The 25,822-nt window shown below is 35.9% G+C and carries 24 protein-coding genes; 10 read left to right on the plus strand and 14 right to left on the minus strand.

Features of this window, described 5'->3' with window-relative positions:
• Nucleotides 1-26: 26 nt before the first annotated feature.
• From D0817_RS22365 to D0817_RS22390, 6 genes are all read right to left on the minus strand, one after another.
• A complete protein-coding gene (locus D0817_RS22365) occupies nt 27-1,127 on the minus strand; it encodes an AI-2E family transporter (protein WP_127340574.1) in 1,101 nt (366 codons plus the stop codon).
• 112 nt (nt 1,128-1,239) lie between these two features.
• On the minus strand, nt 1,240-1,770 hold the full coding sequence (locus D0817_RS22370; protein WP_127340575.1) for a mechanosensitive ion channel domain-containing protein: 531 nt from the start codon (nt 1,768-1,770) through the stop codon (nt 1,240-1,242).
• Between the two features lie 12 nt (nt 1,771-1,782).
• The gene (locus D0817_RS22375) at nt 1,783-2,367 is read right to left on the minus strand and encodes a Maf-like protein (protein ID WP_127340576.1); all 585 of its coding nucleotides are present in this window, start codon (nt 2,365-2,367) and stop codon (nt 1,783-1,785) included.
• The gene (locus D0817_RS22380) at nt 2,360-3,286 is read right to left on the minus strand and encodes a geranylgeranylglycerol-phosphate geranylgeranyltransferase (protein WP_127340577.1); all 927 of its coding nucleotides are present in this window, start codon (nt 3,284-3,286) and stop codon (nt 2,360-2,362) included. Before D0817_RS22380 ends, D0817_RS22375 begins: the two co-directional genes overlap by 8 nt.
• A gap of 151 nt (nt 3,287-3,437) precedes the next feature.
• Nucleotides 3,438-3,965 (minus strand): KdsC family phosphatase, encoded by a 528-nt coding sequence (locus tag D0817_RS22385; protein ID WP_127340578.1) that lies wholly within the window; start codon nt 3,963-3,965, stop codon nt 3,438-3,440.
• Nucleotides 3,949-4,710 carry a Rossmann-like and DUF2520 domain-containing protein gene (locus D0817_RS22390; RefSeq protein ID WP_127340579.1) on the minus strand — a complete coding sequence of 254 codons (762 nt, stop codon included), beginning with the start codon at nt 4,708-4,710 and terminating at the stop codon, nt 3,949-3,951. The genes D0817_RS22385 and D0817_RS22390 overlap by 17 nt, the downstream gene beginning before the upstream one ends.
• Before the next feature lie 317 nt (nt 4,711-5,027).
• On the opposite strand from D0817_RS22390, the gene D0817_RS22395 reads away from it, so the two are divergent.
• On the plus strand, nt 5,028-8,240 hold the full coding sequence (locus D0817_RS22395; RefSeq protein WP_127340580.1) for a cytochrome c biogenesis protein CcsA: 3,213 nt from the start codon (nt 5,028-5,030) through the stop codon (nt 8,238-8,240).
• 98 nt (nt 8,241-8,338) lie between these two features.
• Here D0817_RS22395 and D0817_RS22400 read toward each other — a convergent pair whose 3' ends face one another.
• The 4 genes from D0817_RS22400 to D0817_RS22415 form a co-directional block, all read right to left on the minus strand.
• Nucleotides 8,339-9,064 carry a DUF3667 domain-containing protein gene (locus tag D0817_RS22400; RefSeq protein ID WP_127340581.1) on the minus strand — a complete coding sequence of 242 codons (726 nt, stop codon included), beginning with the start codon at nt 9,062-9,064 and terminating at the stop codon, nt 8,339-8,341.
• A 40-nt stretch (nt 9,065-9,104) separates the two neighbouring features.
• Nucleotides 9,105-9,494, minus strand: coding sequence for a DoxX family protein (locus D0817_RS22405; protein ID WP_127340582.1), 390 nt, complete (start codon nt 9,492-9,494; stop codon nt 9,105-9,107).
• Between the two features lie 84 nt (nt 9,495-9,578).
• A complete protein-coding gene (locus D0817_RS22410; protein WP_127340583.1) occupies nt 9,579-10,367 on the minus strand; it encodes an anti-sigma factor in 789 nt (262 codons plus the stop codon).
• Nucleotides 10,367-10,897 (minus strand): RNA polymerase sigma factor, encoded by a 531-nt coding sequence (locus tag D0817_RS22415; RefSeq protein ID WP_127340584.1) that lies wholly within the window; start codon nt 10,895-10,897, stop codon nt 10,367-10,369. Before D0817_RS22415 ends, D0817_RS22410 begins: the two co-directional genes overlap by 1 nt.
• Before the next feature lie 1,010 nt (nt 10,898-11,907).
• On the opposite strand from D0817_RS22415, the gene D0817_RS22420 reads away from it, so the two are divergent.
• Nucleotides 11,908-12,495 carry a glutathione peroxidase gene (locus D0817_RS22420; RefSeq protein WP_127340585.1) on the plus strand — a complete coding sequence of 196 codons (588 nt, stop codon included), beginning with the start codon at nt 11,908-11,910 and terminating at the stop codon, nt 12,493-12,495.
• A gap of 195 nt (nt 12,496-12,690) precedes the next feature.
• Here D0817_RS22420 and D0817_RS22425 read toward each other — a convergent pair whose 3' ends face one another.
• Nucleotides 12,691-13,188 (minus strand): GNAT family N-acetyltransferase, encoded by a 498-nt coding sequence (locus D0817_RS22425; RefSeq protein ID WP_127340586.1) that lies wholly within the window; start codon nt 13,186-13,188, stop codon nt 12,691-12,693.
• Between the two features lie 24 nt (nt 13,189-13,212).
• Nucleotides 13,213-14,388, minus strand: coding sequence for a thioredoxin family protein (locus D0817_RS22430; RefSeq protein ID WP_127340587.1), 1,176 nt, complete (start codon nt 14,386-14,388; stop codon nt 13,213-13,215).
• Between the two features lie 163 nt (nt 14,389-14,551).
• Here D0817_RS22430 and menD point away from each other — a divergent pair, with 163 nt between their 5' ends.
• On the plus strand, nt 14,552-16,213 hold the full coding sequence (menD, locus tag D0817_RS22435; protein WP_127340588.1) for a 2-succinyl-5-enolpyruvyl-6-hydroxy-3-cyclohexene-1-carboxylic-acid synthase: 1,662 nt from the start codon (nt 14,552-14,554) through the stop codon (nt 16,211-16,213).
• Nucleotides 16,214-16,266: 53 nt separating this feature from the next.
• Here the strand turns inward: menD and D0817_RS22440 are convergent, their stop codons facing one another.
• Entirely contained in the window at nt 16,267-17,616 is a 1,350-nt protein-coding gene (locus D0817_RS22440) for a M28 family metallopeptidase (RefSeq protein ID WP_127340589.1), read from the minus strand.
• A gap of 166 nt (nt 17,617-17,782) precedes the next feature.
• On the opposite strand from D0817_RS22440, the gene D0817_RS22445 reads away from it, so the two are divergent.
• The 6 genes from D0817_RS22445 to D0817_RS22470 all read left to right on the plus strand — a co-directional run bounded on the left by D0817_RS22445 (nt 17,783) and on the right by D0817_RS22470 (nt 24,370).
• Nucleotides 17,783-18,643: a CvfB family protein gene (locus D0817_RS22445; RefSeq protein ID WP_127340590.1), complete on the plus strand. Its 861-nt coding sequence runs from the start codon at nt 17,783-17,785 to the stop codon at nt 18,641-18,643.
• A 790-nt stretch (nt 18,644-19,433) separates the two neighbouring features.
• Entirely contained in the window at nt 19,434-20,267 is an 834-nt protein-coding gene (locus tag D0817_RS22450) for a 1,4-dihydroxy-2-naphthoyl-CoA synthase (protein ID WP_035681238.1), read from the plus strand.
• A gap of 92 nt (nt 20,268-20,359) precedes the next feature.
• Nucleotides 20,360-21,322, plus strand: a complete 963-nt coding sequence (gene menA / locus D0817_RS22455; RefSeq protein ID WP_127340591.1) for a 1,4-dihydroxy-2-naphthoate octaprenyltransferase — start codon at nt 20,360-20,362, stop codon at nt 21,320-21,322.
• A 28-nt stretch (nt 21,323-21,350) separates the two neighbouring features.
• Nucleotides 21,351-22,028 (plus strand): metal-dependent hydrolase, encoded by a 678-nt coding sequence (locus D0817_RS22460; protein ID WP_127340592.1) that lies wholly within the window; start codon nt 21,351-21,353, stop codon nt 22,026-22,028.
• Between the two features lie 64 nt (nt 22,029-22,092).
• The gene (locus D0817_RS22465) at nt 22,093-23,292 is read left to right on the plus strand and encodes a tetratricopeptide repeat protein (protein ID WP_127340593.1); all 1,200 of its coding nucleotides are present in this window, start codon (nt 22,093-22,095) and stop codon (nt 23,290-23,292) included.
• A gap of 31 nt (nt 23,293-23,323) precedes the next feature.
• A complete protein-coding gene (locus D0817_RS22470) occupies nt 23,324-24,370 on the plus strand; it encodes an o-succinylbenzoate synthase (protein WP_127340594.1) in 1,047 nt (348 codons plus the stop codon).
• Nucleotides 24,371-24,416: 46 nt separating this feature from the next.
• Here the strand turns inward: D0817_RS22470 and D0817_RS22475 are convergent, their stop codons facing one another.
• On the minus strand, nt 24,417-24,971 hold the full coding sequence (locus D0817_RS22475; protein WP_127340595.1) for a hypothetical protein: 555 nt from the start codon (nt 24,969-24,971) through the stop codon (nt 24,417-24,419).
• Between the two features lie 371 nt (nt 24,972-25,342).
• Between D0817_RS22475 and D0817_RS22480 the strand changes: the two genes are divergently transcribed.
• Nucleotides 25,343-25,819, plus strand: coding sequence for a CYTH domain-containing protein (locus tag D0817_RS22480; RefSeq protein WP_127340596.1), 477 nt, complete (start codon nt 25,343-25,345; stop codon nt 25,817-25,819).
• Nucleotides 25,820-25,822: the final 3 nt, after the last annotated feature.

Raw genomic sequence — 25,822 nt, forward strand, 5'->3', positions numbered from 1 at the left:
TTGCTTATATCTTACAAGAGTGTCATTTAATTTTGAGGATTTACTTTTCTAATTCTCCAGATAAACCTTTTGGGCATATGATTGCCCATTAAATAACCCCAGGGCTCCAGTGATTCTATTCTGTCAAAAATAATTTTTAAAATTGCCAACAACGGTATTGCCAGGAACATACCCGATATTCCGGCCGCCGAACCACCGATTATAATTCCCATAATGGATACAAAGGCGTTTATTTCTACTTTGGAATTAATAATTAACGGCACAAGAATATTATTGTCAATTAACTGAACAATCAGGTTTACAATTAAAATACTAATAATCACAGATGTTTCTGCAGAGCCGGTAAGCGAGGCTAATATGGTTATAATTCCTGCAGCAGTAATACCAATATAAGGTATCAGGTTCAGTATTCCGGTGATAAGTCCCAGAAGTATAAAATATTTGACACCGATAATCCAGAGTCCCAGACTGGTTAGGACTGAAACTACGATCATTTCTAAAATTAAACTTACGATATAATTATTGATCGAAACCTTTATTTGTGATAAAATGTTTTTCAGGGCAGCATGATTTTCCTTACTGATTAATTTGACCAGGAAAAGAATAAAATGATCTTTATACAATAAGAATAAAAAAGTATATATTGGGATAATAGTGCAATCTAAAAGAAGATCACTTATAGATATAATGGCAGAGCCGATAGTCGCATTTCCGTTTTTGACAGAATCCTTGGTGACAGTATCAATATATTTTTTTTGTTCTCCGATGCTAATATTAAAATTGTCTTTTATGAATTTGTGAATATCAACAAGAAAGGTATTTGCATTCTTTTTTATGGTAGCAAAATCATTTGCCATATCCGTGACTTCATAGGAAATGAAAAGCAGGATACCCACAATAAAGGAAGCAAAAAGAATCACACAAAGAATCGCAGCCAGATATCTGGGGAATTTTAATTTCGTGTTTAAAAAGGTAAATACAGGAAGTAATAAAACAGAGAACAAAAATGCCATTAATACCGGAGTAATAATATCTTTTCCGATGCAGAAGATAAATGCAAAACAAATTAAACTTACTAATATCAGAGAAAGTTTTGCATATAAAGGCAATTGTAATGGTCGAGTCATTTTTTGGGAATTTAAATAAAGTTCAGAGAGTTTGTTAAACAAATATTATATTTTATTTAAATAATATTGTTTTAGCTTTTCTGATTTAGTTTATAAAATTCCCATTAAAAAATTAATCAAAAAACTCTTTCTCCTCGTAGTGAACCGGCATAATCGAGATGCCTTTCTGCAGTAAAAGATTATTCGGAAAAATGATCTTTTCGCCTTCTTTGGTTCTTAAATTGACGTGGAAAGCGCTAATATCTTCAATCTCGGCTTCAATTGGAAAATCCTTATCGTGTATTTTGATAGTATCACCGATTCTAAACGGAAATGAAAAAAATAAAATCATTCCCGAAGTAATATTGCTCAGAATGGACCATTGCGCAAACATGGCCACACCAATAACGGTTGCAATGGAAGAAACAGTGATAAAAATATCTTTGGTGTCTACTCCCCAAATCACAATCAGGCTAATGACAACCAGTGTATTCATTAACAAATGAATGTATTTAATTACTAAGTTTGTCCGGTGTTCCAGCAATTGGCTGGAACTGGCATAACGGCGAATCAACTTGGCAATAATCATCCTTAGAGCGACTAATGCAATAATGAGAATTCCCGTAGCTACTATTTCCTGACTATATTCTTTAAAAGAAAACATATGTGATTTTTTTTACACTAAAGTACTCAAATATTGGTAAACTTTAGCCGTTGGAAGCCCCATAACATTTGTATAAGAACCTTCTACTTTGGTAACAGCCATAAAACCAAACCATTCCTGTATGCCATAAGCCCCTGCCTTATCGTAGGGTTTGTAATTTTCGATGTAATATAAAATTGCTTCGTCTGATAAATCGCCAAAAGTAACTTTGGTAACATCATTGATGACAGTAGAAGCAGTGCTGGTTTTAAAACAAACCGATGTAAAAACCTCATGTGTAGTATTGGACATCGATTTTATCATTTCAAAAGCTTCTGCGGCACTTTTAGGTTTCCCCAAAGCGCGATTCTGATGCCACACGATGGTATCACTGGTCACTAAAATCTCATTAGGATTTAATTCTCCTTCAAAAGCGTTTGCCTTTAGGGCAGCCAGGTAATCTGTTATCTCCACGGCTTGTAAGTCGGATGGATATATTTCTTCAATGTCTTTAAGCCTGATTTCAAAATCCAAATCCAGGTCTTTAAAAAACTGTTGTCTGCGGGGTGATCCTGAAGCCAGGATTATAGTATATTTTTTTAGTTTTTCTTTAAGCATTGTATTTAATATTTAGGGCAATAACCAGGATTGATAAAATTCCGAAAAGTAATATTAGTTTTAAAACAGTACTTAAATGATGAAAATCCTTTTGAGATTTCGCACTGAATATTTTTACTATAAAATATAAAAGCGGTGCCAAAACAAAGGCAAAAGCATAAAAAGTAACGATAAAAAGATTGTTTGCTAAAAAGTATTTGTTGGTATAAAAAAGGCAAAGAATAAATGGAATAATTGCCAGCGCCAAAACAATTTTTGTGGTTCTGCTGATCCCAATGGCAATGGGTAAGGTATTCATTCCCTGATTGTAATCGCCATTTACATCCTCAATATCTTTAACTATTTCGCGAATAAAATTAATCATAAAAGCAAATAAGGCATAATCGATCAAAATGGAAAACATACTGGCCATCTGAGCCTGATTCTCCCCATTAGTTGCGGGAAAAAGATCAAAAACACCAATGATAATGACACTAAATGATAATAGGGCGGCTACCACAAAATTCCCTAAAACCATGATTTGCTTTAGTGATGTGGAATAAAAATAAAGCACAGACGCAATAAGAATAAAGAGAACGACAAAACCCGGCCTCATTATGACATTCGATAAATAACAGCCAATAGCGACACCGGTAATATTTAACCCGATATAAATATTATAAGCTGCAGTTTCAGAAATTCCTTTTCCGATCACGACATCATTGGGTTTGTTTATTGTATCTGTGGCAACGTCCATAACATTATTAATTACATAACCCGCTGCCGCTATTAAAACAGTGCTCAGAACCAGAAGACCGTATTGCCAGTCCGCTAAAGCCAACGGAATATCCTGCTGTTTTAAAAAAGCATAACGAAATAAGAGCTGCATAAAAGCAAGCATCAGTAAGTTTTGATATCGAATGAGTTTGAGGAATTTCATTTTTTAAGATTCTGAGTTTTTTTAAGGTTCTGAGTGGTAAGTTACTAAGGTTCTGAATTTTTCATGAAGGTGCAGAGAGGCAAAGGAACAAAAGTTATTTATTGGTCTGAAAACTGCTATTTAGACTGTGACTGCGACTGAGACTAAAAACCTAATCGTGTTTTCCGCTAAAGTGCTCCATCCATTTTCCCTGTACTTTCATTACCTGCTCGATCACATCACGTGCAGCTCCTTTTCCTCCTTTAACATGTGAAATATAACGGCAGATATTTTTGATTTCAGGGCTTGCATCTTGCGGACAGGTGGGTAATCCCACTAACTTCATGACATGAAAATCCGGAATATCATCCCCCATGTAGAGCACATTTTCAGGATTAATTTTATAAGTATCAGTGTATTCTTTAAAGGTTTTTACTTTATCCGGAGTTCCCAAATGAATGTCGGTAATTCCCAGATTGCGAAGACGAACACGAACACCTTCGTTGCTTCCGCCAGAAATAATGCAAACATTATAGCCGCTTTCTACCGCCGCTTTCATCGCATAACCATCACGAATATTCATCGTACGAAGAATTTCTCCTTCATTGGTTACAAAAACCGAACTGTCTGTAAGCACGCCATCAACATCAAAAACAAACGTCGTGATGTCATTCATTATTTCTTTATAACTTTTTGCCATTATTTTGTATAGATTGGGTTAGTATTTTATAAATATTTTTTTGATTTTCAGTGTTTAAATAGTCCAGATGTGCTGCGATCGTCAGGGAATCGTTGCGTTTTGCAGGGCCAGTCTGAGCATCAGCAGGGTTTAAGGTGTTTATTTTTTCGGCGGTTTCCTGAATCAATGGTCTCAGAATCTCAAACGGAACCTGGTGTTCTTCACAAATTTCCTGTCCGATCTGGTACAGATGATTGGTAAAATTGTTCACAAAAACTGCCGAAACATGCAATGCTTTTCTCTGATCGGAGTTAATGGCAAATACCACATTTGATATACCTTTTGCAGCTGTTTCCAAAACCCGGAAATCAAAAGTATTTTCAGCCTCCAGACACATCGGAACTGCCGAAAAATCTACATCCTTGTCTTTGGAAAATGTCTGAAGCGGGTAAAAAACACCTTTTCTGTTTTTTGAATCTAAAACCTCAAGTGAAGCCGCGCCGGAGGTGTGGACCACGATTCGGTTTTGAAAAGGCAATTGCTGCGACACGTCTGAGATCGAATTGTCAGAAACGGCGATAATATATAAATCAGCTTCTTTTAAATCCTCAAAAGAATCGGTAATTTTATCAAATTCAAGTAGTGTGGCTAATTTCTCCTTCTTTCTGGAATGTACCTGAACAATTTCTACAAGTTCGCTTTTAGCAAAAGCTTTAATCAGATGCTGCGCTACATTTCCGGAACCAATTATTGTTATTCGAATCATAGCGCAAAATTAGCATTATTTTTTTAAAGAAAATTAAGTGCAAAAGAAGTTTAGCCACACATGGCACGGATTAAACCGTTTCTTTTTTGATTTAAGGAAGAGGGCCTTCTTTATGAATTAATGAAAAAGTTAAGCTGTACAATCTCTGGCTTAAAAATAACGATGGCTTAAAAGCATGGTAAAATTACACAGCACGTTTTAAGAATTTCATTTATTGAAGGGGATTTTTTTGGTTTTAATTAACAAATCACAAATATAGGAACTCAACATTTTTAAGTACTTTTGTCCCACTTTTAACACAATGTAATTCCTCAGAAATGGATAAAAAAATATTCTCTTTTTTGTTTTCTACACGATTAATGGCCGTTCTTTTTTTAACATTTGCTTTAGCAATGGGTGTTGGTACTTTTATCGAAAGTAAGTACAATACTGATACGGCCCGAATTTTAATTTATAATACCTGGTGGTTTGAAGCGATAATGGTCTTTTTTATGATTAATTTCATTGGAAACATCAAACGTTACCAACTCCTGAAAAAAGAAAAATGGGCGACTTTTTTATTGCACATTGCTTTTATTTTTATCCTTTTGGGAGCATTTATTACACGATATATCAGCTATGAAGGTATGATGCCGATTCGTGAAGGTGCTGCCGAAAACCAGATTTATTCAGACAAAACATTTCTGACAGTCTTTGCTGATGGGGAATATAAAGGAGAAATGAAACGAAGAGTTTTCGAAGAAAGCCTTTTATTATCTCCCGTTACTAATAATGATTTCTCAATTTCAGGAAAGTTTGATGAAACTCCGTTTGAAGTAACGTACGAGAACTACATTATGGGAGCCAAAGAAGTGGTGAAGCCAGATCCGAAAGGAACTTTATACTTAAAATTAGTCGAAGCAGGAGCGGGAGGACGTGAAGAACATTTCCTGAAAGAAGGGGAAGTTCAGAATATTCATAATGTTTTGTTTGCTTTGAATAAACCTACGGACGGAGCGATTAATATCAATACGACCGGAGAAAAATATACCATTCAAACACCGTTCGAAGGTAATTTTATGCGAATGGCAGATAAATTTCAGGGAAAAGTTACCAAAGACAATGTACAGCCGCTGATGATGCGTTCTTTATACAGTATTGGCGACATCAGAATTGTATTTCCCGATCCTGCGATGAAAGGAAGTATAGCATATGAATCGAATAACGATTTTAAGGCAAAATCGCATCACGATGCCTTAATCGTAAAAGTAAAATCAGAAGGACAGGAAAAAGAAATTACGCTTTTAGGCTCTAAAGGAAGTGTCGGAGAACCAAAAACAGTTAAAATTGGCAATATTGAGTATTCTTTATTCTACGGAAGCAAAGCTTATATCCTGCCTTTTAAAGTTAAGCTAAACGATTTTATTGCTACAAAATATCCGGGGACAGAAAAAAGTTATTCGGCTTTTGAAAGTAAAGTAACCGTTCAGGATTCTACAGAAACTTTTGATGCTGATATTTATATGAACCACGTTTTAGACCATAAAGGATACCGGTTCTTCCAGTCTTCATTCGATCCGGATGAAAAAGGAACTGTATTATCTGTTAATCATGATTTCTGGGGAACGTCTATTACTTATTTAGGCTATTTCATGCTGTTTTTCGGTCTGATGTCTATTATGTTTACCAAACATTCCCGCTTTGCCGATTTAAAGCGCAAACTTGAAACTGTAAAAAAGAAAAAAGAGAAATTCATTACAATTTTAGCTTTGCTTTTAAGCTTAAATGGTTTTGCACAGGAAGCGCCTGCTCCTCACGTTCATACGCCGGGTCATACGCATTCACATTCAGAAGATCCGAACGATCATGCCAATCATGTCACAGCACCACCAAGTCAGAAACAATTAGATTCTTTATTGAGTATTTACAAAGCTCCGGAATCACATGCAGCCAAATTCGGCCGTTTGATTATTCAGGATGCCGGAGGAAGGATGAAACCTATCAATACTTTTTCATCAGAATTGCTTCGAAAAGTGAGTCAGAGCGATACGTACAACGACATGAATTCTGATCAGGTATTTTTGTCTATGACGCAATATGCACAGGTTTGGATTCAGGTTCCAATTATCCACCTAAGATCAGGGAATGACAGTATCCGTAAAATTATCGGAGTAGAAAAGGACGTTAAACGCGCTCCTTTTGTAAACTTCTTTGATGCCAATGGAAATTACAAACTGGCACCGTATTTAGACGCAGCATACAAAGCGGCTAATCCGAATCAGTTTGAGAAAGATTTTATTGAAACCGATAAAAGGGTAAATTTAATGGAATCGGCATTAAGCGGAAGTATCCTGAAAATATTCCCAATTCCGAATGATCCGAATAATAAATGGATTTCGTATTTAGAGCGCGAAAGTGCCGGACTGAAAGGAATGGACTCTACTTATGTGAAACAAATTCTGCCATTATATTTTAGTGCTCTGAATAATGCTTCCATTTCCAAAGATTTTAGTACCGCTGACAATTTAGTGGAAAGTATCAATGGCTTCCAAAAGAAATTCGGAAGCAAAGTTCGCCCAAGTGAACAAAAAATTGATGCCGAAATTGCCTATAACAAGTATGATGTTTTCAAGAAACTTCCTTATTGGTATTTAACAGCCTCTGTTTTAATGTTGTTATTTACGATTATAAATATCTTTTTTGAAAAAAAATGGCTTCGTATCACGCTAAACGGTTTTCATATTATCATCGGCCTTTTATTTGCATTGCATACTTTAGGATTAATTTCCCGTTGGTACATTTCGGGGCATGCGCCCTGGAGTAACGCTTATGAATCCATTATTTATGTGGCGTGGGCAACCATGTTCTTCGGACTGGCTTTTGACAGAAAATCAAAGTTAACCGTTGCTTCATCAGCCTTTGTAACAGCCATGATTGTTATGGCAGCATACATGAACTGGATCGATCCGGAAATAGCAAATCTGCAGCCGGTTCTTAACTCTTACTGGTTAATGATTCACGTAGCAGTAATTGTAGGAAGCTATGGTCCATTGGCATTAGGAATGATTTTAGGTTTTGTAGCTTTACTTTTGATTTTCTTTACCAATGAGAAAAACAAAGCCAAAATGAGCCTAAATATCAAAGAAATCACTTATATCAACGAAATGTCAATTACCATTGGTTTAATTATGTTAACAATAGGAAACTTCCTTGGAGGACAATGGGCCAACGAAAGCTGGGGGCGTTACTGGGGATGGGATCCGAAAGAAACCTGGGCACTAATTTCGATTATGATTTACGGATTCGTAATTCACGCCAGATTTGTGCCTGCTTTACGCGGAAAGTGGTTCTTTAACCTGATGAGTATGTTTGCGTTTATTTCAATTCTGTTTACTTATTACGGAGTAAATTTCCACTTAGTGGGTCTGCATTCCTACGCAACGGGGGAAGCTCATTCTCTAAACTGGATCTGGTATTCCTTGGGAACAATTTCAGTAATTGGCGCCATAACATATCCAGGTTATCGGAAACACTATAAAAGCAAAAAATAATATACCAATTATTAATTCATAAAAAATGATCGGCTGCAAAGCCGGACATTTTTTTTTATAAGTTTTACGTACAATCGGACGAAATTACGTAGTCTGGTTTATAGACCAAAAAGGGAAACTATAAAACCTACCGTTAAAAGAAAACTGGTCCAGAAAATAAGCTGGCTTAAAATGGAGAGCAAAAAAGCTTTGGTTTTAGAGATTTTATTAAAGAACTGAATGTTCGTCCAAAGAGTTAAAAGAAGATCAATGATATATACGGCAACCAGAATTTTATGCAGTTCAGGTTTTTCGTTGTAATAAATTACAAGAGGAAATATAATAATATGCGCAAATAACTTTTGGGATGCTCTGTAAGTATTCAGTACAAAATATTCTACAAAATTATAACCTTGTTTTTTAAAACTAATATAGGTGCCCAAAGTAAAAAACGGAATGGTCACAATTATGATCCATGAATAATGTTTAGAACTCCACTCATTAAATTTTGCAACATCTATACTTTTATAAGACGGATCATCATATAAATTAATTTGAAAGTAATGGTATAACAGGCCGTAAAGTGTTGCCATTACAACAACTAAAGATAAAGGTTTAAAATGCCTGACGCGTTTTCCTTCGATAAATTCGCGGATAGAATGCCCGGGTCTTGTAAATAATTGTTTTATAGAGTAAGGAATACCTTCATCAAAATGCAATAAACTATGCCTGATTTCATGCCATAAATAATGCCAGTTTATTTGGTAGGTTGCAGCAGGCTGCCCACAATTATTACAATAATGTCCTTTATAAATCTGTTTGCAATTTTTACAGGTTATTTCCATTGTTTAGGCTGTTTTACATTAAAAATAGAATGTAGAGATGCTATTCCTGAATTTTGTCTTTTTTAAAGCCATTTGGATACATAATGGCAACAAGAACGATAATTAGTAAGAAGTTATATTCCATGCCATTTCTTCCGCCACCGACTACAAACCAGCCTTCCTGAAAGTGTACCAGAATGATTCCCATGATCAGAACAAAAATGGTTACAAATCCTGCCAGTTTTACATACCTGTTCAGAAGTAAAAGAACAGCCGCCGCAACATGTGATAATTTGACCGACCAGGCCAGAGGAACTCCAAAAGGAGCAAAGCCAATCTGGTTCAGGTATAAATTACCAAAATCGTTTATTCCGTTATTAAACATTCCGAATACGGAATGGGTCAGGAGAATAAGAGCCATAGCAATCCTTAAAAGTAAAGTTCCGTTCATGGGTGGTTTTTGATTTAAAAATAATAAAAAAACGCATATCAAAATAAATTAATATGCGTTTTAAATAGTAACGAGATGTATGTTTTATACTTTTCCTAAAGTATATAATTGTTCCATTGTTGGTGTTAAACTTCCTCCGGCCGGTTCCAGTGTAATACCAAAAGCTTCCGCTGAATCTGTTTGATTCACAGCAAATATTTTTTGGTTATTTCCTTCAAAATTACTCAGTAAACCAATACTGGTTGGTGTAAGCACCGGACTCAATTTCAGCGCCCATACCTGATACACCATTCCTTTTGGGGGTTTTGGTAAACCTGCGGCATCAATATAAGTGGTTTTGGTGTCTTTATTCCAGTATACTTTTGCAAATGATGTTGGAGAAACTGCCTGACCGCCAAGTGTTACTCCTGTATTTTTAATATCTCTTACAATAGTAAGGTTCTTCTCGGTTTGTTTGTTTTGCTGGTCCAGATAAGCAAAATCTCTTTCAATTTTAGTTTTCTCGTTACCAACAGTTGTAATCGCATCTTTTGTTTTTGTTAATTCCAAAGTTTGGTACCCCAGACCTAATAGAAGTACTACTGCCGCTGCCCAGCCCACATACTGTGACCAGTTTGAGGCAGGTTTCAGGTCGACTACTTTGCCATGTTTAAGCTCAAGGCGCGCTTTGATTTTTTCGAAATTGGCCACCGAATGAAAAGGAGAGAAGCTTGACGATAAAGCGACAATTGCTCTTTCTATCGAAAGGATTTCCTGTTCCACTTCGGGATTGTTCTTAGCCATTTCTGCTACTTCCAGATTTTCTTTTTCGGTTAAAAGGCCGTAAACGTAAAGTTCCAGAATTCCTGATTCTATATATTCTTGTGCTTCCATTATATTTTTAAATAATTACGTAGATCGTTAATACAGTTTCTGTTTTGTGTTTTGATAGTCCCCAATGGCATTGCCAGTTCTTCTGAAGCTTCCTGCTGGGTATATCCTTTGAAAAATAATAAATCGATGATCTCAATACATTTAGGTTTCAGCTTTTTTACAAATTCCTGAATACCGATGGTATCAATTTTATTGGTTAACTTATTACTGTCATCTAACAGATTTACGAAATTATCTGAAGAAAGGTTTTTTTGGCTGTTATTAAAGTTTTTGGATCTCAGCTTGTCTATCGATGTATTCCTTGCTATATTAAGGATCCAGGTGTAAAATCGGCCTTTACTTTCGTTATAAGAATCTATGTTTTTCCAGATTTTGACAAAAACTTCCTGCAAAACATCTTCGGCTTCTTCGCGGTTTTTTATTAAAACGTTAATAACCGAAAACAAACTTTTCGAATACATATCATACAAGTGGGTAAAAGCTCTTTCGTCTTTCTTGTAAATTAAAACTAATAATTCTTCTTGACTCATAGAATGGGATTTTTAAGCTTAAACAATTTTTTTAAAACATTTTTTTTCTTACCTCAGATAAAGATAATTTATTTTTCCGGTAAAACGATATTTTTTTTAACAGTCTTAAACTTAGGAAAATAAGGGGATTTTAAAAAAAGTAACTTTTTTTTGACTTTTTTAAAACCAAAAGCAAACCTATTACGTAAGTGCTATTATAACATAAAATGAAATGTTTAAGCTAAATAGCAAACGAAACAAATATTCCGGCAAAATTAAATTTTTACGGTATACTGTCCGCCGATAAATTAGTTACACATCCATTTTTTAACGTAAAAATCGTAAAGTAAATCGCAGGAAAATAAGTAAGGTCATGTATAAAATAAATAATTTAAAAATATTGATTGTAGGCCTGACAAGTGTTTTGGCACTGGCAACTTTCAATAAAAGGCATTTAAGGGAAGTAAGGATACACGACAGACCAGTTTCAGTTCTTTCATCTGATTTACATTTCATTTAATATAGATCACAAGACGATTAAATAGTTGATGCTCCCGGACTTCCAATCGAAATGGTGATAGATGTTGAAGTTGTTCAAAATGATGCTGATGCCAACGAATTAGATTTTTTGCTATTGTAAACACCGATACCGGAAATTATTGGCACCAAGTAAAATGTAGATTTTTCGATCAAAACCGGGGAATTCAACTAGGAGAAGAATAAAAATGAATTTTAAGAAATCAGTCAGTAGAATTAGAATACATTGTTGTGCTGCTGAATAAATAGTATAAACACGAGTCCGGAATTAGCAGGAAAATTAAATTTCACATTCGGAGCTCCCTGAGGATTAAAAGCAAATATTGCTTAAAAGATTCAAATTTCATGGTTTGATTTGTTTGTATGGGGAGAAGCCTAACGTCTGATTAACGTTAGGCTTCGTTTTTTTATTTAACTAATATTTAATACAAAATAAGACCACTAAAAAACAGCTGCAAAACGGTTTTTGACTAATTTTATAAAAAATTAAGACGATGAAAAAAATATTATTTCTGGCTTATGGCATGTTGTTTTTATTTAGCTGCCAAAATCAAGCACAAACCAATAAAATAAAAACTCCTAAAACGGAAAAGGTTATGACAAAAGAAACTATTTACCAGTTTAAAGTAGAAGATTTATCAGGAAATCCTTTTGATTTTGCTTCTTTAAAAGGAAAAAAAGTAATGATTGTAAACACAGCTTCAAAATGTGGATTAACACCTCAATACAAAGATCTTGAAGCCATTTACAAAGAATACAAAGACAAAGGTTTTGTAATAGTTGGTTTTCCTGCCAATAATTTTGCTTCACAGGAACCGGGTACAAATGAAGAAATCGGTGCTTTTTGCCAGCAAAATTACGGAGTGACTTTTCCTATGATGGATAAAGTTTCCGTAAAAGGGGATGACATGTGTGAAGTATATAAATTCTTAACTCAAAAATCCAAAAATGGTTTACAGGATTCTGAAGTGGAATGGAATTTTCAAAAATACCTAATCAACGAAAAAGGAGAATTGGTAAAAGTGATTAAACCAAGAACGCTACCTACAGATCCTGAAGTAATCAACTGGATAAAAAGCTAATAAAACAAAGCTGTTTTAATCAAAAAATCCACAATTTGTAGCGATACAGGTTTGTGGATTTTTTGTTGCTATACTCTCCATACAGTTTTGTAGCACAGTCCGGCATTTCTGGGAACGACACAATGGTCCACATTACTTTGTTTTGCGTTCCTTGCGTAAATCCCTGCGTCCTTTGCGGTAAAATTCGTGCGCAATCTACTTCAAAATCAACTGCATAAAAACCAAATCAAGCCAGTGATCGAATTTGTATCCCACTTCGCGAATCGTTCCTGTGGCGACAAAACCAAATCTTTCGTGAAAAGCAATGCTTCCGGCATTCTCAGCGTCGATGGCGCCAATCATGACATGATAACCCTGTTCTTTTGCCAGACGAATAAGTTCGGTGAGTAATTGAGAGCCAATTCCTTTTCCAATCACATGATCCACTACATAAACAGAATGTTCAACGGTATATTGATACCCAATTTTCTCCCTAAATTGTCCGTAGCTCCCAAAACCAACAACTTCACCGTTTAAGTCAGCTACAACAACGGGTAAGTTTTTAGCTTTTTTATCTTCAAACCATTTTGTCTGGACTTCAAGGGTCTGAATATCATAACTATAATTTGCGGTGGTGTGCAGAATAGAATGATTTACGATAGCAAGAATTTTTTCCAAATCGTTTGTGGTGGCTGGTCTGAGCGTGATGTCCATGATTGTTTTTTGATTTTTTTAATGTTATTTAGAAAGTAATTCTGCTAATAAGACGTCAACATCCTTGGTATTCCAGGTCATTTCGGTGCAGATTACCTTTGCCTTTTCGGCATATTTCAGCGCTGATTTTTTATCTTTTATTTTAGTATAAAGCCGGGCTGTAAGTAAATTACCATCATACGAATCGTTTAATTCCAGGGAATGTTTTGCCCAGAAAATAGATTTTTTCAAAGCATCCGTGTCGGCTATATGCTTCAGATAGGTTTGTCCAATGTCTTTTAGGAAGCTGGCTTCATTCCAAACCAGTTTCTGAGTGTCTTCAAGCGTTACTTTTTTGTAAAATTGCCATTTTTCGGTTCTTTCGGCTAATGTCAGATCAAATTTAAAAACCATGGAATCCGTTTTCTGCAATCGGATCGATTTCGCAATTTCCCTTTGTTTATAATAGTTAACGGTATCTAAGTTATCTGCCAAAGGACGAAGCAATTCACTTACGATACTTTCCACTTTGCGGTCTACACGATTTTGCGAAGCTACGGCAGCAAATTCTTTCTGATGTTTTAAAACATATTGAAATTCCCTCGAATTAATATCCGTTACACCATTTGCAATCGAACGCCAGTTGGTTTCACTGATTAATTGCTCATCCGACTGGGTATTCAGGTAAAGATGCGTAGCCGGCGATAAATCGGTTCTGTCCCTTCCTTTTTTTAAAGTATTGAGGTAAGCATAGAATTTTGTCGAATTAGCCGGATCAGCCAGAAATTCTTTTTCCAGATAAGGCAGCTGCATTTTTGGATTCAAAGCATAATTCGCCTCTGTCAGAAACGCTGCTGTTTTCATTTCACCTTTTAGCGCATACAGCAATGTTTCATTAGCATCTAAAAATAAAAAAGTAGGGAGCGATTTGGTATTGAATTTATCTTTGAGTGTTTTACCTTCTTCCTTTTCAATATTTTTCCAGAGGCAGACATAGTTTTTTTTAAGGAAATCCAGTACTGCAGGATTACTAAAAACTTCCTTTTTCATCTGATTGCAATGCGGACACCAATCGGCATAGAGCATTACAAAAAGGGGTTTGCTGGTGACTCTGGCCGTTTCTAAAGCGGTTATATAAGGCGTATCATCAGGAACAAACTGATTTTGTGAGTGTACGGTTTGTATCGAAATGAAAAATAAAAACAGGTAGAGGAAACGCATTAGAAGTTTATTTTATTCAAAAAAAAGCTTTTACAAATATATCTCCTTTTTCTAAAATTTGACTTAATATCTCACCATTTATAAGTTAAATCAATATTGAAGTTTGTAACTTTGTAGTATTAGAAAATTTTTCGATTTTCTGGAATAAAAATACGTCATAAGAATGATTTACCCCAAAATACCGCTTGCTCAGAGCATTATCGAAATTTGTTTAGCAAAAGGAATCACTACTATCATAATTTCTCCCGGATCCAGAAACGCACCCTTAACAATTGGGTTTGCCCAAAATGATAATTTTAAATGTTACAGCATTGCCGACGAGCGCTGTGCTGCTTTTTTTGCGCTGGGAATTGCCCAGCAGACCCAGCAGCCAACAGCAGTGGTTTGTACTTCCGGATCAGCGTTGTTAAATTATTATCCGGCTGTTGCAGAAGCATTTTACAGTCAGATTCCGTTAGTTATTATTTCTGCAGACCGTCCGCAAAACAAAATCGATATTGGAGACGGACAAACGATTCGTCAGCAGAATGTTTATGAAAATCATTCCGTTTTCAATGCCAATTTAACCGAAGAAGCTTCAGTTGAAAATGACCTGAAAATCAATAAGGCAATTGAAACCGCTATCCTTAAAAAAGGCCCTGTACATATTAATGCACCTTTTGAAGAGCCTTTATATGAAATAGTAGAAACACTTTCTGTACATTCAAAAATTACAAATGCAGAACCTGCGCTGGAAATAAAAACTATAGAAAACAGCGAAGAAATTGTTTCCCTCTGGAATTCGGCCAAACGAAAATTAATTATGGTGGGTGTAAATGACGCCAATGCAATTGATGATGAAATCACAGAAGTGCTGGCAAAAGACCCGTCTGTAGTGGTGTTGACTGAGACGACTTCAAACCTGCATCATCCTGCTTTTATCAATAGTATCGATACTTTAATTACCCCTTTTGAAGAAGCTGATTTTAAGGATTTTCAACCTGAAATTTTAGTAACTTTCGGTGGAATGATTGTTTCCAAACGAATCAAGGCATTTTTACGAAAATACAAACCAAAATACCATTGGCATATTGACACTTTGAGGGCTTATGATACTTTTAATGCGCTGTCCAGTCATTTTGTAATGCAGCCGAATGACTTTTTTAAAGATTTATTTTCGAAGGCTGGTATTACAGAAAGCGATTATTTTGTGAATACTAAAAATAGCTACGATTTACGAAAAATAAGAAGAAAAGAATATCTCGATAAAATTCCGTTTTCTGACTTTAAGGTTTTCGAAAAAGTAATTGAAGCTTTGCCCAAAAACAGTCAGCTGCAGATTAGCAACAGTTCAGCCATCCGTTATGCGCAATTGATTCATATAGATCCATCGATTGAAGTTTTTTGCAACAGAGGAACGAGCGGAATTGACGGAAGTACATCAACAGCTATCGGCGCTGCAGTCGGAAGCGGAAAACAAAACGTCTTTATCACCGGTGATATTAGTTTTTTATACGACAGCAACGCTTTATGGAATTCTTATATTCCTCAGAATTTCAAAATTATCCTAATTAATAATGGAGGTGGCGGAATTTTCAGGATTTTGCCTGGACACGAAGAAAAACCGGTTTTCAATACGTATTTTGAAACTTCACATCATTTAACAGCAGAACACCTGGCTAAAATGTATAAGTTGAATTACTTCACGGCTACTGACGAGGATTCTTTAGTCAAAAACATAGAATCGCTTTATGAAGCAAATGACGCTCCGTGCATTCTGGAAGTATTTACGCCTACTTTTGAAAACGATGTTATTTTAAAACAATATTTTAAGGAGTTAGTTTAATCTTAAATAAAAAGCATCAATAATGATGCTTTTTATTTTGAATCCCCATTCGTTTATTTAATTGGTACGGGAAAAACCGGTAAACTGGCATGCCCCAAGGCATCCACAGCCTGCACCGCAAAGAAATAATTGTCTTTAGAGTACGGTATTTCGGCTTTAGTTTCTTTTACAAAAAAAGTTTTTTCCCAGTGAGAAGAAGAAGTCTCTCTCATTAGAATCTGGTAACCGTATGGTGCTTTACCTTCCGGCGCGCTCCACGCTAATGTGGAAGAATTAGAAAGTTCTTTTACTTCAATCCCTAAGTTTAAAGGCGCTTTTGGCGACCAGGCTAGATTGGCCAGGACGGCTAAGTTGGCACAAGTGTTTTTTCGCAGATATTCAAAATCCATAAACTCGGCAAGATCACCATACTGAATACCATTTTCGGTTCTTAAATCCTGGTGCTGGTGGTTGAAATTTTCATTCATTTCGCAAAAACGAACGGCTGTAAATCCATTTTGACTAAACGGTGTGTGATCTCCGCCACGTAAAAAACGATCGTTTCTGTACACTAATTTTACTTTTAACTGGTCAACATATTGCTCCGTAACTGTTTTGATATAGCGTGCCAGTAATCGTGAAGGGCTGTCGTTATCACGGCTTGTCGCTTTACGCATCTTAGCTTCTTCTTCAGTTTCTAAAAACGGAATCGTTTCGCTAAAAACCCTGATTTGTGTATTGTCTCTTACATTAGTGCCACTGGACAAACTATTTCCAATCATATCATTATTCAGCATGGCCACGATATTCCAGTTGGATGCTTTGGCTAATTCTGCTAGATGACGCGCTCCGTAAAGCCCCTGCTCTTCGCCCGTTACGGCTACAAAAATTATGGTGACGGGAAATGACCTTTTACTCATTATTTTAGCCAATTCCATGACAGCCGCAACACCGGATCCGTCGTCATTGGCGCCCGGAGCCTCCGATTTTACATTCATTACGTCAGAAACTCTTGAGTCCAGGTGCCCACTGATGATGAGAACACGGTTATCGGCCGGATCGGTTCCTTTTAAAGTCGCCATAACATTGCCAAGCTGACTGTCTTTGATAATTCGTTTTCCATCTGCTTTCACTTCAAAATAATCAATTGCAGCCGTTAATCTTCCGTCAGATTCCAGTGCAAACCTGTCAAACTCAGATTTTACCCATTGTTGTGCGGCGCCAATGCCTTTGGTCTTGCTTTTGGTATCGCTAAGGGTATGCCTGGTGCCAAAAGAAACTAATTTATGGATCGTAGCTTCCAGGTTTTCGGCCTTGATTTCGCCGATCATTTTTTTTATTTCGGGATCCCCGGCAACTTGCGAACTAGTACTATGAGTAAAAAACAAAAAGGTAAAAATGGAGTAGAAAATGGTCTTTTTCATTGATTTTGGATTAATTACAGGTTCTCAAATTTAATTAAAATGACTACACTAAGGTAAGATGTGCCTGTCTTTTTTTAATTAGAAACATTTTTAGGATTACCATTTTCAAACTTCGTACCTTTGCCGCTTAGAAACTTAGTTGCTTACCAACTTAGAACCTTATAATATGATTGAAATAGGAAAATACAATACGCTTACCATATTACGTGATACCAAAGTGGGTTTGTTTTTAGGGAATCCTGAAAAAGATCCCGAAGGAATTCACGATATTTTATTACCCAATAAATACGTTCCCCATGAATTTGAGATAGGCGAGGAGCTTATCGTTTTTGTTTATTTAGACCACGAACAGCGTCCGGTTGCGACAACGCTGGAACCTTATATATTACTGAATGAATTTGCTTTGTTAAGAGTGAATTACATTAATCAGGTCGGTGCTTTTATGGACTGGGGAATGGAAAAAGACATTCTGGTTCCGTTTAAAGAACAGGCACGCCCTATGGAAAAAGGAAAACGTTATCTCGTTTACCTTTATATGGACGAAAAAACAAATCGTCTGGTAGCTTCAAGCAAAACCAATCAGTTTTTGAATAATGATACCTTAACTGTCGAAAAAGGCGAGGAAGTCGATTTAATCGTTTCGCATATTACCGAAATCGGAATCAATGTGATTATCAACGAGAGACACAAAGGATTGCTGTACAAAGACGAAGTATACGATGACGCCATACGAACAGGCGACCGAATGACAGGTTACATAAAAAATATCCGCCCGGACAACAAAATCGATGTTGCCTTGCAGGTACAGGGATATCAGAGCATTGAACCAAATGCAGAGAAAATTTTATATGAATTAAGAGCCAATCGTGGTTTTTTACGCCTAACTGATAATTCTCACCCTGAGGACATCAAAACGGTACTGAAAATGAGTAAAAAGACGTTCAAAAAAGCAATTGGTGCCTTGTACAAAGAAAAGCTCATCGAAATCAAAGAAGACGGAATTTATCTGGTAAAAGACGAAAATTAAGGTTTTCCTTAAATCCCAATATTTAAATTACAAATTACAACAACAGGCAGCATTGGAATTTGGAATTTAAAACTTTGGAATTTACCATAAACATAACAAGAAAGGCTACTCATAACAAGTAGCCTTTCTCTTTTTATTCTAGTTTTAAAAAAAATTGTAATTAAAAAAAAACAGAAATAAAATAATTCGAATCCATTAAAAAAGTAACAGCTTTAAAAATTTTAGAAATTACTCCTTTATATGGGTATGTCTTTAAACAGTTGTTACATTCATATTAAAAGCAAAAATTCAATTTCACGGCAGATCCGTTGGTTGTATAGAATAACTTATAGAAAGTAGTTGATTAGCTTTTTTCATTTTCGTTTTTCAGTCTTTTGCTAATTACAGACATTTCCAGCTTTTAACCGTAGGTGTTACTATATCCTCTTTGAAGTTTTTACAAACGCATAAACCATTTGCTCATTATTTAAGGGCTTACTAATAAAAACCATCAAAAAATAAGCGACAATTTTTTTAAATTTTCTCAAAAAAAGTCATTTTTTAGGTTAATAAATCAGTGAAAGAAAATCAATCATAAATCAATAAAATAAATTGTATCTCATTGATTTCTAGTGTGTAAAATTACTTATTTTTTTTGAATACAAATGTTAAATAATGTTATTTTTTGTAAGTAAATACTAATTGTTAACATTGGGAGTAATTTTCGTGCAGACTAAAAGGAAATAGAGTAGGTAAAAATATAAAAATGCTTTATTTTTACACTATAATTATTAAAACTAAACAAATAGAAATGGATTGGATAACTGCCAGAGAATTTGAAGATATCACCTATAAAAAATGTAATGGAGTTGCAAGAATTGCTTTCAACAGACCAAATGTGAGAAATGCTTTTCGTCCCAAAACAACTTCAGAATTATACCAGGCTTTTTACGATGCACAGGAAGATACTTCAATTGGAGTAGTGCTGCTTTCCGCAGAAGGCCCCTCAACTAAAGACGGCGTTTATTCTTTTTGCAGCGGAGGCGACCAGAATGCCCGCGGACATCAGGGGTATGTAGGAGAAGATGGTCAGCATCGTTTGAATATTCTTGAAGTGCAGCGTTTAATTCGTTTTATGCCTAAAGTTGTTATTGCTGTAGTTCCGGGCTGGGCAGTAGGAGGCGGACACAGTTTACATGTGGTTTGCGATATGACCCTGGCGAGTAAGGAACATGCTATTTTTAAACAGACAGATGCCGATGTTACCAGTTTTGACGGTGGTTACGGATCTGCGTACCTGGCTAAAATGGTAGGTCAGAAAAAAGCACGTGAAATTTTCTTTTTAGGACGTAATTATTCTGCTCAGGAAGCGATGGATATGGGTATGGTCAATGCTGTTATTCCGCATGATGAGCTGGAAGATACCGCTTACGAATGGGCACAGGAAATCCTTCAAAAATCACCAACTTCTATAAAAATGCTAAAATTCGCCATGAACTTAACTGACGATGGTATGGTGGGGCAGCAGGTGTTTGCAGGTGAAGCCACCCGTCTGGCCTATATGACCGAAGAAGCGAAAGAAGGAAGAAACGCATTCCTGGAAAAAAGAAAACCAAATTTCGGAGAAAATAAGTGGTTGCCATAAAAAGTTAAATTTGTTTCAGGTTTCATGTTATGAAACACAGCACTTGAAACCTGAAACCTGAGACTAAAAAAACAAAATAAAAAAAAAACAGAATGAAACATTGGATTGAAGCCGCTCGTTTGCGCACATTACCTTTATCAGTTTCCGGAATAATAGTGGGAAGCATTTATGCCTTATCCCACCCAACCGAAGCCATCAATACACCGACTGAAGTTTTCAGCTGGAAAATTTTTGGTTTTGCACTTTTAACAACGCTGGGATTACAAATTTTATCAAATTTTGCCAATGATTACGGAGATGGAGTAAAAGGCACTGACAATGAGGACCGCGTTGGACCGAAACGCGCTATCCAGTCTGGTGTGATTACGCCACAGGAAATGAAAAAAGCGATTATCATTACATCGTTTTTAACTTTACTATCCGCAATTACACTGATCTATTTTGCCTTTGGTGAGTCTAACTTTGGATACTCAATATTTTTCCTTCTACTTGGAATTGCTGCAATTGCCTCCGCTATTCGTTACACCGTTGGAAATTCTGCTTACGGATACAAAGGTTTTGGAGATGTATTTGTTTTTGTTTTCTTCGGATTGGTAAGTACCTTGGGTGTTAACTTTTTGTACTCCAAAGAAATAGCGCCTCTTCTGATTTTACCGGCAATAGCAATCGGTTTGTTAAGTGTCGGAGTTTTAAACCTGAACAATATGCGCGATGAAGAATCAGACAAAAAATCAGGTAAAAATACAATTGTAGTTCAGATTGGGGGTAAAAATGCAAAAATATATCATTTTACACTTATTGGAACTGCAATGATACTGGTAGTGGTGTTTGCTGTCTTAAGCCAGTATCGTTTCGATCAGTACTTGTTTTTATTGGCCTATATCCCATTAACCAAACATTTAATTACCGTTTCTAAAAATCAGGATCCAAGGCTTTTAGATCCGGAATTAAAAAAATTAGCCTTAAGTACATTCCTGCTTTCGCTGCTTTTGACGATCTGTATGATATCATTAATTTCAGACATTATTGTTAATCTTTTCCTGGGCGGAAGATAGAATTCGTTCAACTTTAAATTTTATAAAAATGAAAATTACTTTTTACGGACACGCATCATTAGGGATTGAAGTTGAAGGAAAACATATTATTGTTGATCCTTTTATTACAGGCAATCCACAAGCTTCGGCAATTGATATCAATACTTTAAAAGCCGATTATATTTTATTGACCCATGCGCACGGTGATCACGTTTTGGATGTTGAAGCTATTGCAAAAAACACCGACGCAGTGATTGTTTCAAATGCTGAAATTACAAGTTATTATGCCACATTAGGATTCAAGGCGCACCCGATGAATCACGGTGGAAGCTGGAAATTTGATTTTGGAAAGGTAAAATACGTAAATGCCATTCATTCCAGCTCTTTTCCAAATGGAAGTTATGGAGGAAATCCGGGTGGTTTCGTGATTGAAGGGGAGCATAAAAATATTTATATTGCCGGGGATACAGCACTTTCTATGGATATGAAACTGATTCCAATGCGCACCAAATTAGATTTGGCCATTCTTCCGATCGGAAATAATTTTACTATGGATGTTGAAGATGCGATTATAGCTTCAGATTTCTTAGAATGCGATAAAATCCTGGGATATCATTTTGATACTTTTGGTTATATTGAAATTAATCATGAAGAATCAATTCGTAAATTTTTTGATAAAGGAAAAGACTTAATGCTTCTTGAAATCGGGGAATCGATAGAATTGTAGATATTCAAAAGCTGAAAGCCGAATCAAAAATATGATTCATGCTACTCAACAAAATTCATAAGATATGACTTTCAAAAAAACACTTCTGTTCCTTTGTGCAATTTCATTTTACAGCACTTATGCCCAAAAAGAGGGTTATTGGGACAAAGAGCGCGCCACTACAAGAGAAATTGTTGTTTCTGCCCGTGACCGTATTACCGTTCATACAGAAGATTTACCCGTTGGAACTACTGAAATAGTCTACAGAATTACGCTTTTGGATAAAAACCAGGAAATGACCAATAGTCTGGTGTCGATGCTTAAAGCGATACCGGATCCCTACGGGATAGGCCAGGGTTCTGCAGGAGCTGTTTTTTTGATGTCAAAAATTTCAGGAGACGATCAGTGCACGTATTCGATTTTTACATCCAATGAAAATGCTAAAAAATATGTAAGTGACGGAAAGACAGATACAGCTTGTTTTGCTCAGTTGGAACCAGTCAGTAAAGATGCCAAAAGATTGTCTTTGGATAAATCATCCTGCCTGAAAGAAAATACGACTACGATCTGGTTTGGTTTCGAAAGTAAAAACTGGCTTTTAAACCAAAAGATTGTTTTAGAAGTGGTGCCCTGGGTTGATACCAAACTCAATCGCGGCTGGAATCAGGATAATAAAAACGAAATTATCAGTTTGTGTAAAACCTCTACCATGGCCCAGAAAATGGCTAACTCAGATGATTTCTGTGTTTGCATTTTGAATAAAATAATAAAACAATATCGTTATTCTGAATTTCAGAAGTTATTGGCAATTGAAAAAACAAAAGTGTATAAAGATTTCGGAAATGCCTGCTATAATGATGCGGATATTTCTAAAAACGTTTATAATGATTTAAGAACGCAAATTGCAGCCTTACTAAAAAAAGAAAAATACAACGAGGCTATTCCTAAATTAAACACCATTATTAATGACGGAAAAGCAACAGCAACAGATTACAGCTCAATTGGTTACTGCTATATCCTGACGAAGCAGTATGCAAAAGCAATAAAAGCACTTAAGGAAGGTGAAAAACTGGATGATACGGAATTATTAGTGAAATTGAATCTGGCGCATGTTTATTTGCTAAGCGACGATTATAGTGCTGCAAAATCTATTTATAAAAAATACCAAAACCAGAATGTAACAGACAGCCTGAGCTGGACTGACAAAACGAAGTTAGACTTCACAACATTTCAAAAAGCAGGGATTAAATCCGAAGATTACGAAAGAGTCTTAAAGCTTTTTTAGAATCCTGGCAACACCTATCAGTACTTTAAAAATGAAAGCTACCTACCACAAATATATGCTGGAGTTTAAACGCCCTTCAGGCACTTCACGGGGAATTATGACCGAAAAAGAAACCTGGTTTATTGTCCTGGAAGAAAACGGTAAAAAGGGAATAGGCGAGTGCGGCATTTTAAGAGGATTAAGTGCTGACGATCATGATGATTACGAGGAAAAACTAAATTGGGCCTGTCAGAACATTCATTTGGGTGAGACCACGCTTTGGGAGGCTTTAATCGAATTTCCTTCCATACAATTCGGATTAGAAATGGCTTTTTTATCACTTAAAAGTGAAAGTCCTTATTTGTTATTTCCTTCCGATTTTACAGATAATTCCAGATCAATAGCCATAAACGGATTGGTCTGGATGGGAGAACCTTCTTTCATGAAAGAGCAAATAGAGGAAAAATTAGCGGATGGCTTTAATTGTATCAAACTCAAAATCGGAGCTATAGATTTCGAAAAAGAACTGGAATTGTTACACTTTATCCGAAGTCATTTTTCCGCGGAACAAGTAGAAATCAGGGTAGATGCCAATGGCGCTTTTCCACTAAGTGAAGCTTTAGATAAACTGCAGCAACTCAATAAATTTCAATTGCATAGTATCGAGCAGCCAATTAAAAAAGGAAGTCCGGAAGCCATGGAAGAATTGTGCAAAGTAACCCCTTTTCCTATCGCTTTGGATGAAGAATTGATTGGCGTTTTTTCATTGGAAGAAAAGGAAAAACTACTGCAGAAAATAAAGCCGCAATACATTATTCTTAAGCCAAGTTTTGTTGGTGGTTTCAGAGGAACACAGGAATGGATTACTTTGGCGGATCAATATAACATTGGCTGGTGGATTACATCGGCCTTAGAAAGCAATATTGGACTTAATGCTATCGCTCAGTGGACTTTTCTACAGCATTCAAAAATGCCTCAGGGACTCGGAACTGGCGCACTTTATATTAATAATTTTGACTGCCCACTGGAAGTTTCGAAAGGGCAATTATGGTACAATACCGCTAAAAACTGGTCATCTGATTTTCTGGATAAAGCATAAAAAAACTGGCCGAAAGCCAGTTTTTAAGGTTATTTAGTTATTGGTTTTATTCTTTTCCGGCTCTTAAATTCTCCTGCCAGTCATTTAAGTCCTGCCATTTTCCTTGATAAGCAAGCAACGCCTGTTTGGCCCAGGTACTTGGATTGTGGATAGCATAATTTTCGCCGCCTTCCTCCAAAATGTACTCTAGTTTTTCTGTTGAAGCTTCTGATAATTCAAACCACGTATTGATTCCGGCATTATGGAATAAAGCTTCAATCTTAGGGCCGATCCCTTCCACAATTGTAAGGTCATTTTCTTTTATTTTTTTACCCAGAACATTTTCAGCAAGAGCACTGTCGAATAATAAAAACGCAGCGTCAGGTTCGGCCAATGATTGTGATTGCATTGAAGTAAGGGATATTTTGCCGGCTAATTCGGCTTCTAATGCAGAAAGCCGTGCATTTAAATTTTTCGTATTGGCCTGGCAGGCATCCAGGTCAGCTTGTAAAGAAGCAGCAAGTGAATCTTCATTTTTTGAGTTCATTTTTCCAAGTAAAAAACCTAAAATTCCACAGATTACTCCAACTATCGCAGGTATTAAGATACAAGGTATATTCATGATCGCTGTTTTGATTAATTATTTTAGGATACCGTCAGACGCCGTCGCAATTGGTTTCTCAACCGAATCAATTGGGACAGGTTTCATACAACTGCAGCACAATTTCGGATAAAAAAAGCTGCCTGAAAGTATTACTTTTGCAATGCCTAACAGATAAAGTACTTTTTTAGACATAAGTATAAAATTAAGATCACATCAAATTTAGCTAAAAAATAAATACCTAAAGTATTAATAATCAGTTATTTTGGTATTGTCTTGCAGTTAAGATGCTATTAGATTAAAAATCTGTAAATCAAAAGAGTTTATAGCGTGTCAATTCTAAGACTTAATTAAATTGAGTAACTTGCATTAAAATTAATTTACACATCAAGATGGTTGAAATTGAAAGAAAGTTTCTTGTGAAATCGGATGATTTTAAAGAACAGGCTTTTACTCAAAATAAAATTGCTCAGGGATATTTAAGTTCAATCCCTGAAAGGACAGTTCGTGTCAGAATTAAAGGCCAGAGAGGATTTATTACGATTAAAGGTATCGGACATCAGGGCGGAATGTCCCGTTTTGAATGGGAAAATGAAATTCCGATTGACGAAGCACAGGAATTACTCAAATTGTGCGAAAAAGGCAAAATTGAAAAAACACGTTTCGAAATAAAATCAAGAGATCATATTTTTGAAGTGGATGAGTTTTATGGTGAAAATGAAGGCCTAATTATGGCTGAAATAGAACTAAAATCCGAAGAAGATGAGTTCGAAAAACCAGATTGGCTGGGGGAAGAAGTAACCAACGATCCGAGATATTACAACGCTTATTTAAGCAAAAATCCATTTAAAGACTGGGCAAAAGAATAGTTT

The sequence above is a fragment of the Flavobacterium cupreum genome, assembly GCF_003996965.1.
Classification (GTDB): domain Bacteria; phylum Bacteroidota; class Bacteroidia; order Flavobacteriales; family Flavobacteriaceae; genus Flavobacterium; species Flavobacterium cupreum.

Bases quoted from the DNA above. Each gene is read 5' to 3' on its own strand.
- D0817_RS22365 (WP_127340574.1), bottom strand. From the start codon at position 1,127: ATGACTCGACCATTACAATTGCCTTTATATGCAAAACTTTCTCTGATA.
- D0817_RS22370 (WP_127340575.1), bottom strand. From the start codon at position 1,770: ATGTTTTCTTTTAAAGAATATAGTCAGGAAATAGTAGCTACGGGAATT.
- D0817_RS22375 (WP_127340576.1), bottom strand. From the start codon at position 2,367: ATGCTTAAAGAAAAACTAAAAAAATATACTATAATCCTGGCTTCAGGA.
- D0817_RS22380 (WP_127340577.1), bottom strand. From the start codon at position 3,286: ATGAAATTCCTCAAACTCATTCGATATCAAAACTTACTGATGCTTGCT.
- D0817_RS22385 (WP_127340578.1), bottom strand. From the start codon at position 3,965: ATGGCAAAAAGTTATAAAGAAATAATGAATGACATCACGACGTTTGTT.
- D0817_RS22390 (WP_127340579.1), bottom strand. From the start codon at position 4,710: ATGATTCGAATAACAATAATTGGTTCCGGAAATGTAGCGCAGCATCTG.
- D0817_RS22395 (WP_127340580.1), top strand. From the start codon at position 5,028: ATGGATAAAAAAATATTCTCTTTTTTGTTTTCTACACGATTAATGGCC.
- D0817_RS22400 (WP_127340581.1), bottom strand. From the start codon at position 9,064: ATGGAAATAACCTGTAAAAATTGCAAACAGATTTATAAAGGACATTAT.
- D0817_RS22405 (WP_127340582.1), bottom strand. From the start codon at position 9,494: ATGAACGGAACTTTACTTTTAAGGATTGCTATGGCTCTTATTCTCCTG.
- D0817_RS22410 (WP_127340583.1), bottom strand. From the start codon at position 10,367: ATGGAAGCACAAGAATATATAGAATCAGGAATTCTGGAACTTTACGTT.
- D0817_RS22415 (WP_127340584.1), bottom strand. From the start codon at position 10,897: ATGAGTCAAGAAGAATTATTAGTTTTAATTTACAAGAAAGACGAAAGA.
- D0817_RS22420 (WP_127340585.1), top strand. From the start codon at position 11,908: ATGAAAAAAATATTATTTCTGGCTTATGGCATGTTGTTTTTATTTAGC.
- D0817_RS22425 (WP_127340586.1), bottom strand. From the start codon at position 13,188: ATGGACATCACGCTCAGACCAGCCACCACAAACGATTTGGAAAAAATT.
- D0817_RS22430 (WP_127340587.1), bottom strand. From the start codon at position 14,388: ATGCGTTTCCTCTACCTGTTTTTATTTTTCATTTCGATACAAACCGTA.
- menD (WP_127340588.1), top strand. From the start codon at position 14,552: ATGATTTACCCCAAAATACCGCTTGCTCAGAGCATTATCGAAATTTGT.
- D0817_RS22440 (WP_127340589.1), bottom strand. From the start codon at position 17,616: ATGAAAAAGACCATTTTCTACTCCATTTTTACCTTTTTGTTTTTTACT.
- D0817_RS22445 (WP_127340590.1), top strand. From the start codon at position 17,783: ATGATTGAAATAGGAAAATACAATACGCTTACCATATTACGTGATACC.
- D0817_RS22450 (WP_035681238.1), top strand. From the start codon at position 19,434: ATGGATTGGATAACTGCCAGAGAATTTGAAGATATCACCTATAAAAAA.
- menA (WP_127340591.1), top strand. From the start codon at position 20,360: ATGAAACATTGGATTGAAGCCGCTCGTTTGCGCACATTACCTTTATCA.
- D0817_RS22460 (WP_127340592.1), top strand. From the start codon at position 21,351: ATGAAAATTACTTTTTACGGACACGCATCATTAGGGATTGAAGTTGAA.
- D0817_RS22465 (WP_127340593.1), top strand. From the start codon at position 22,093: ATGACTTTCAAAAAAACACTTCTGTTCCTTTGTGCAATTTCATTTTAC.
- D0817_RS22470 (WP_127340594.1), top strand. From the start codon at position 23,324: ATGAAAGCTACCTACCACAAATATATGCTGGAGTTTAAACGCCCTTCA.
- D0817_RS22475 (WP_127340595.1), bottom strand. From the start codon at position 24,971: ATGAATATACCTTGTATCTTAATACCTGCGATAGTTGGAGTAATCTGT.
- D0817_RS22480 (WP_127340596.1), top strand. From the start codon at position 25,343: ATGGTTGAAATTGAAAGAAAGTTTCTTGTGAAATCGGATGATTTTAAA.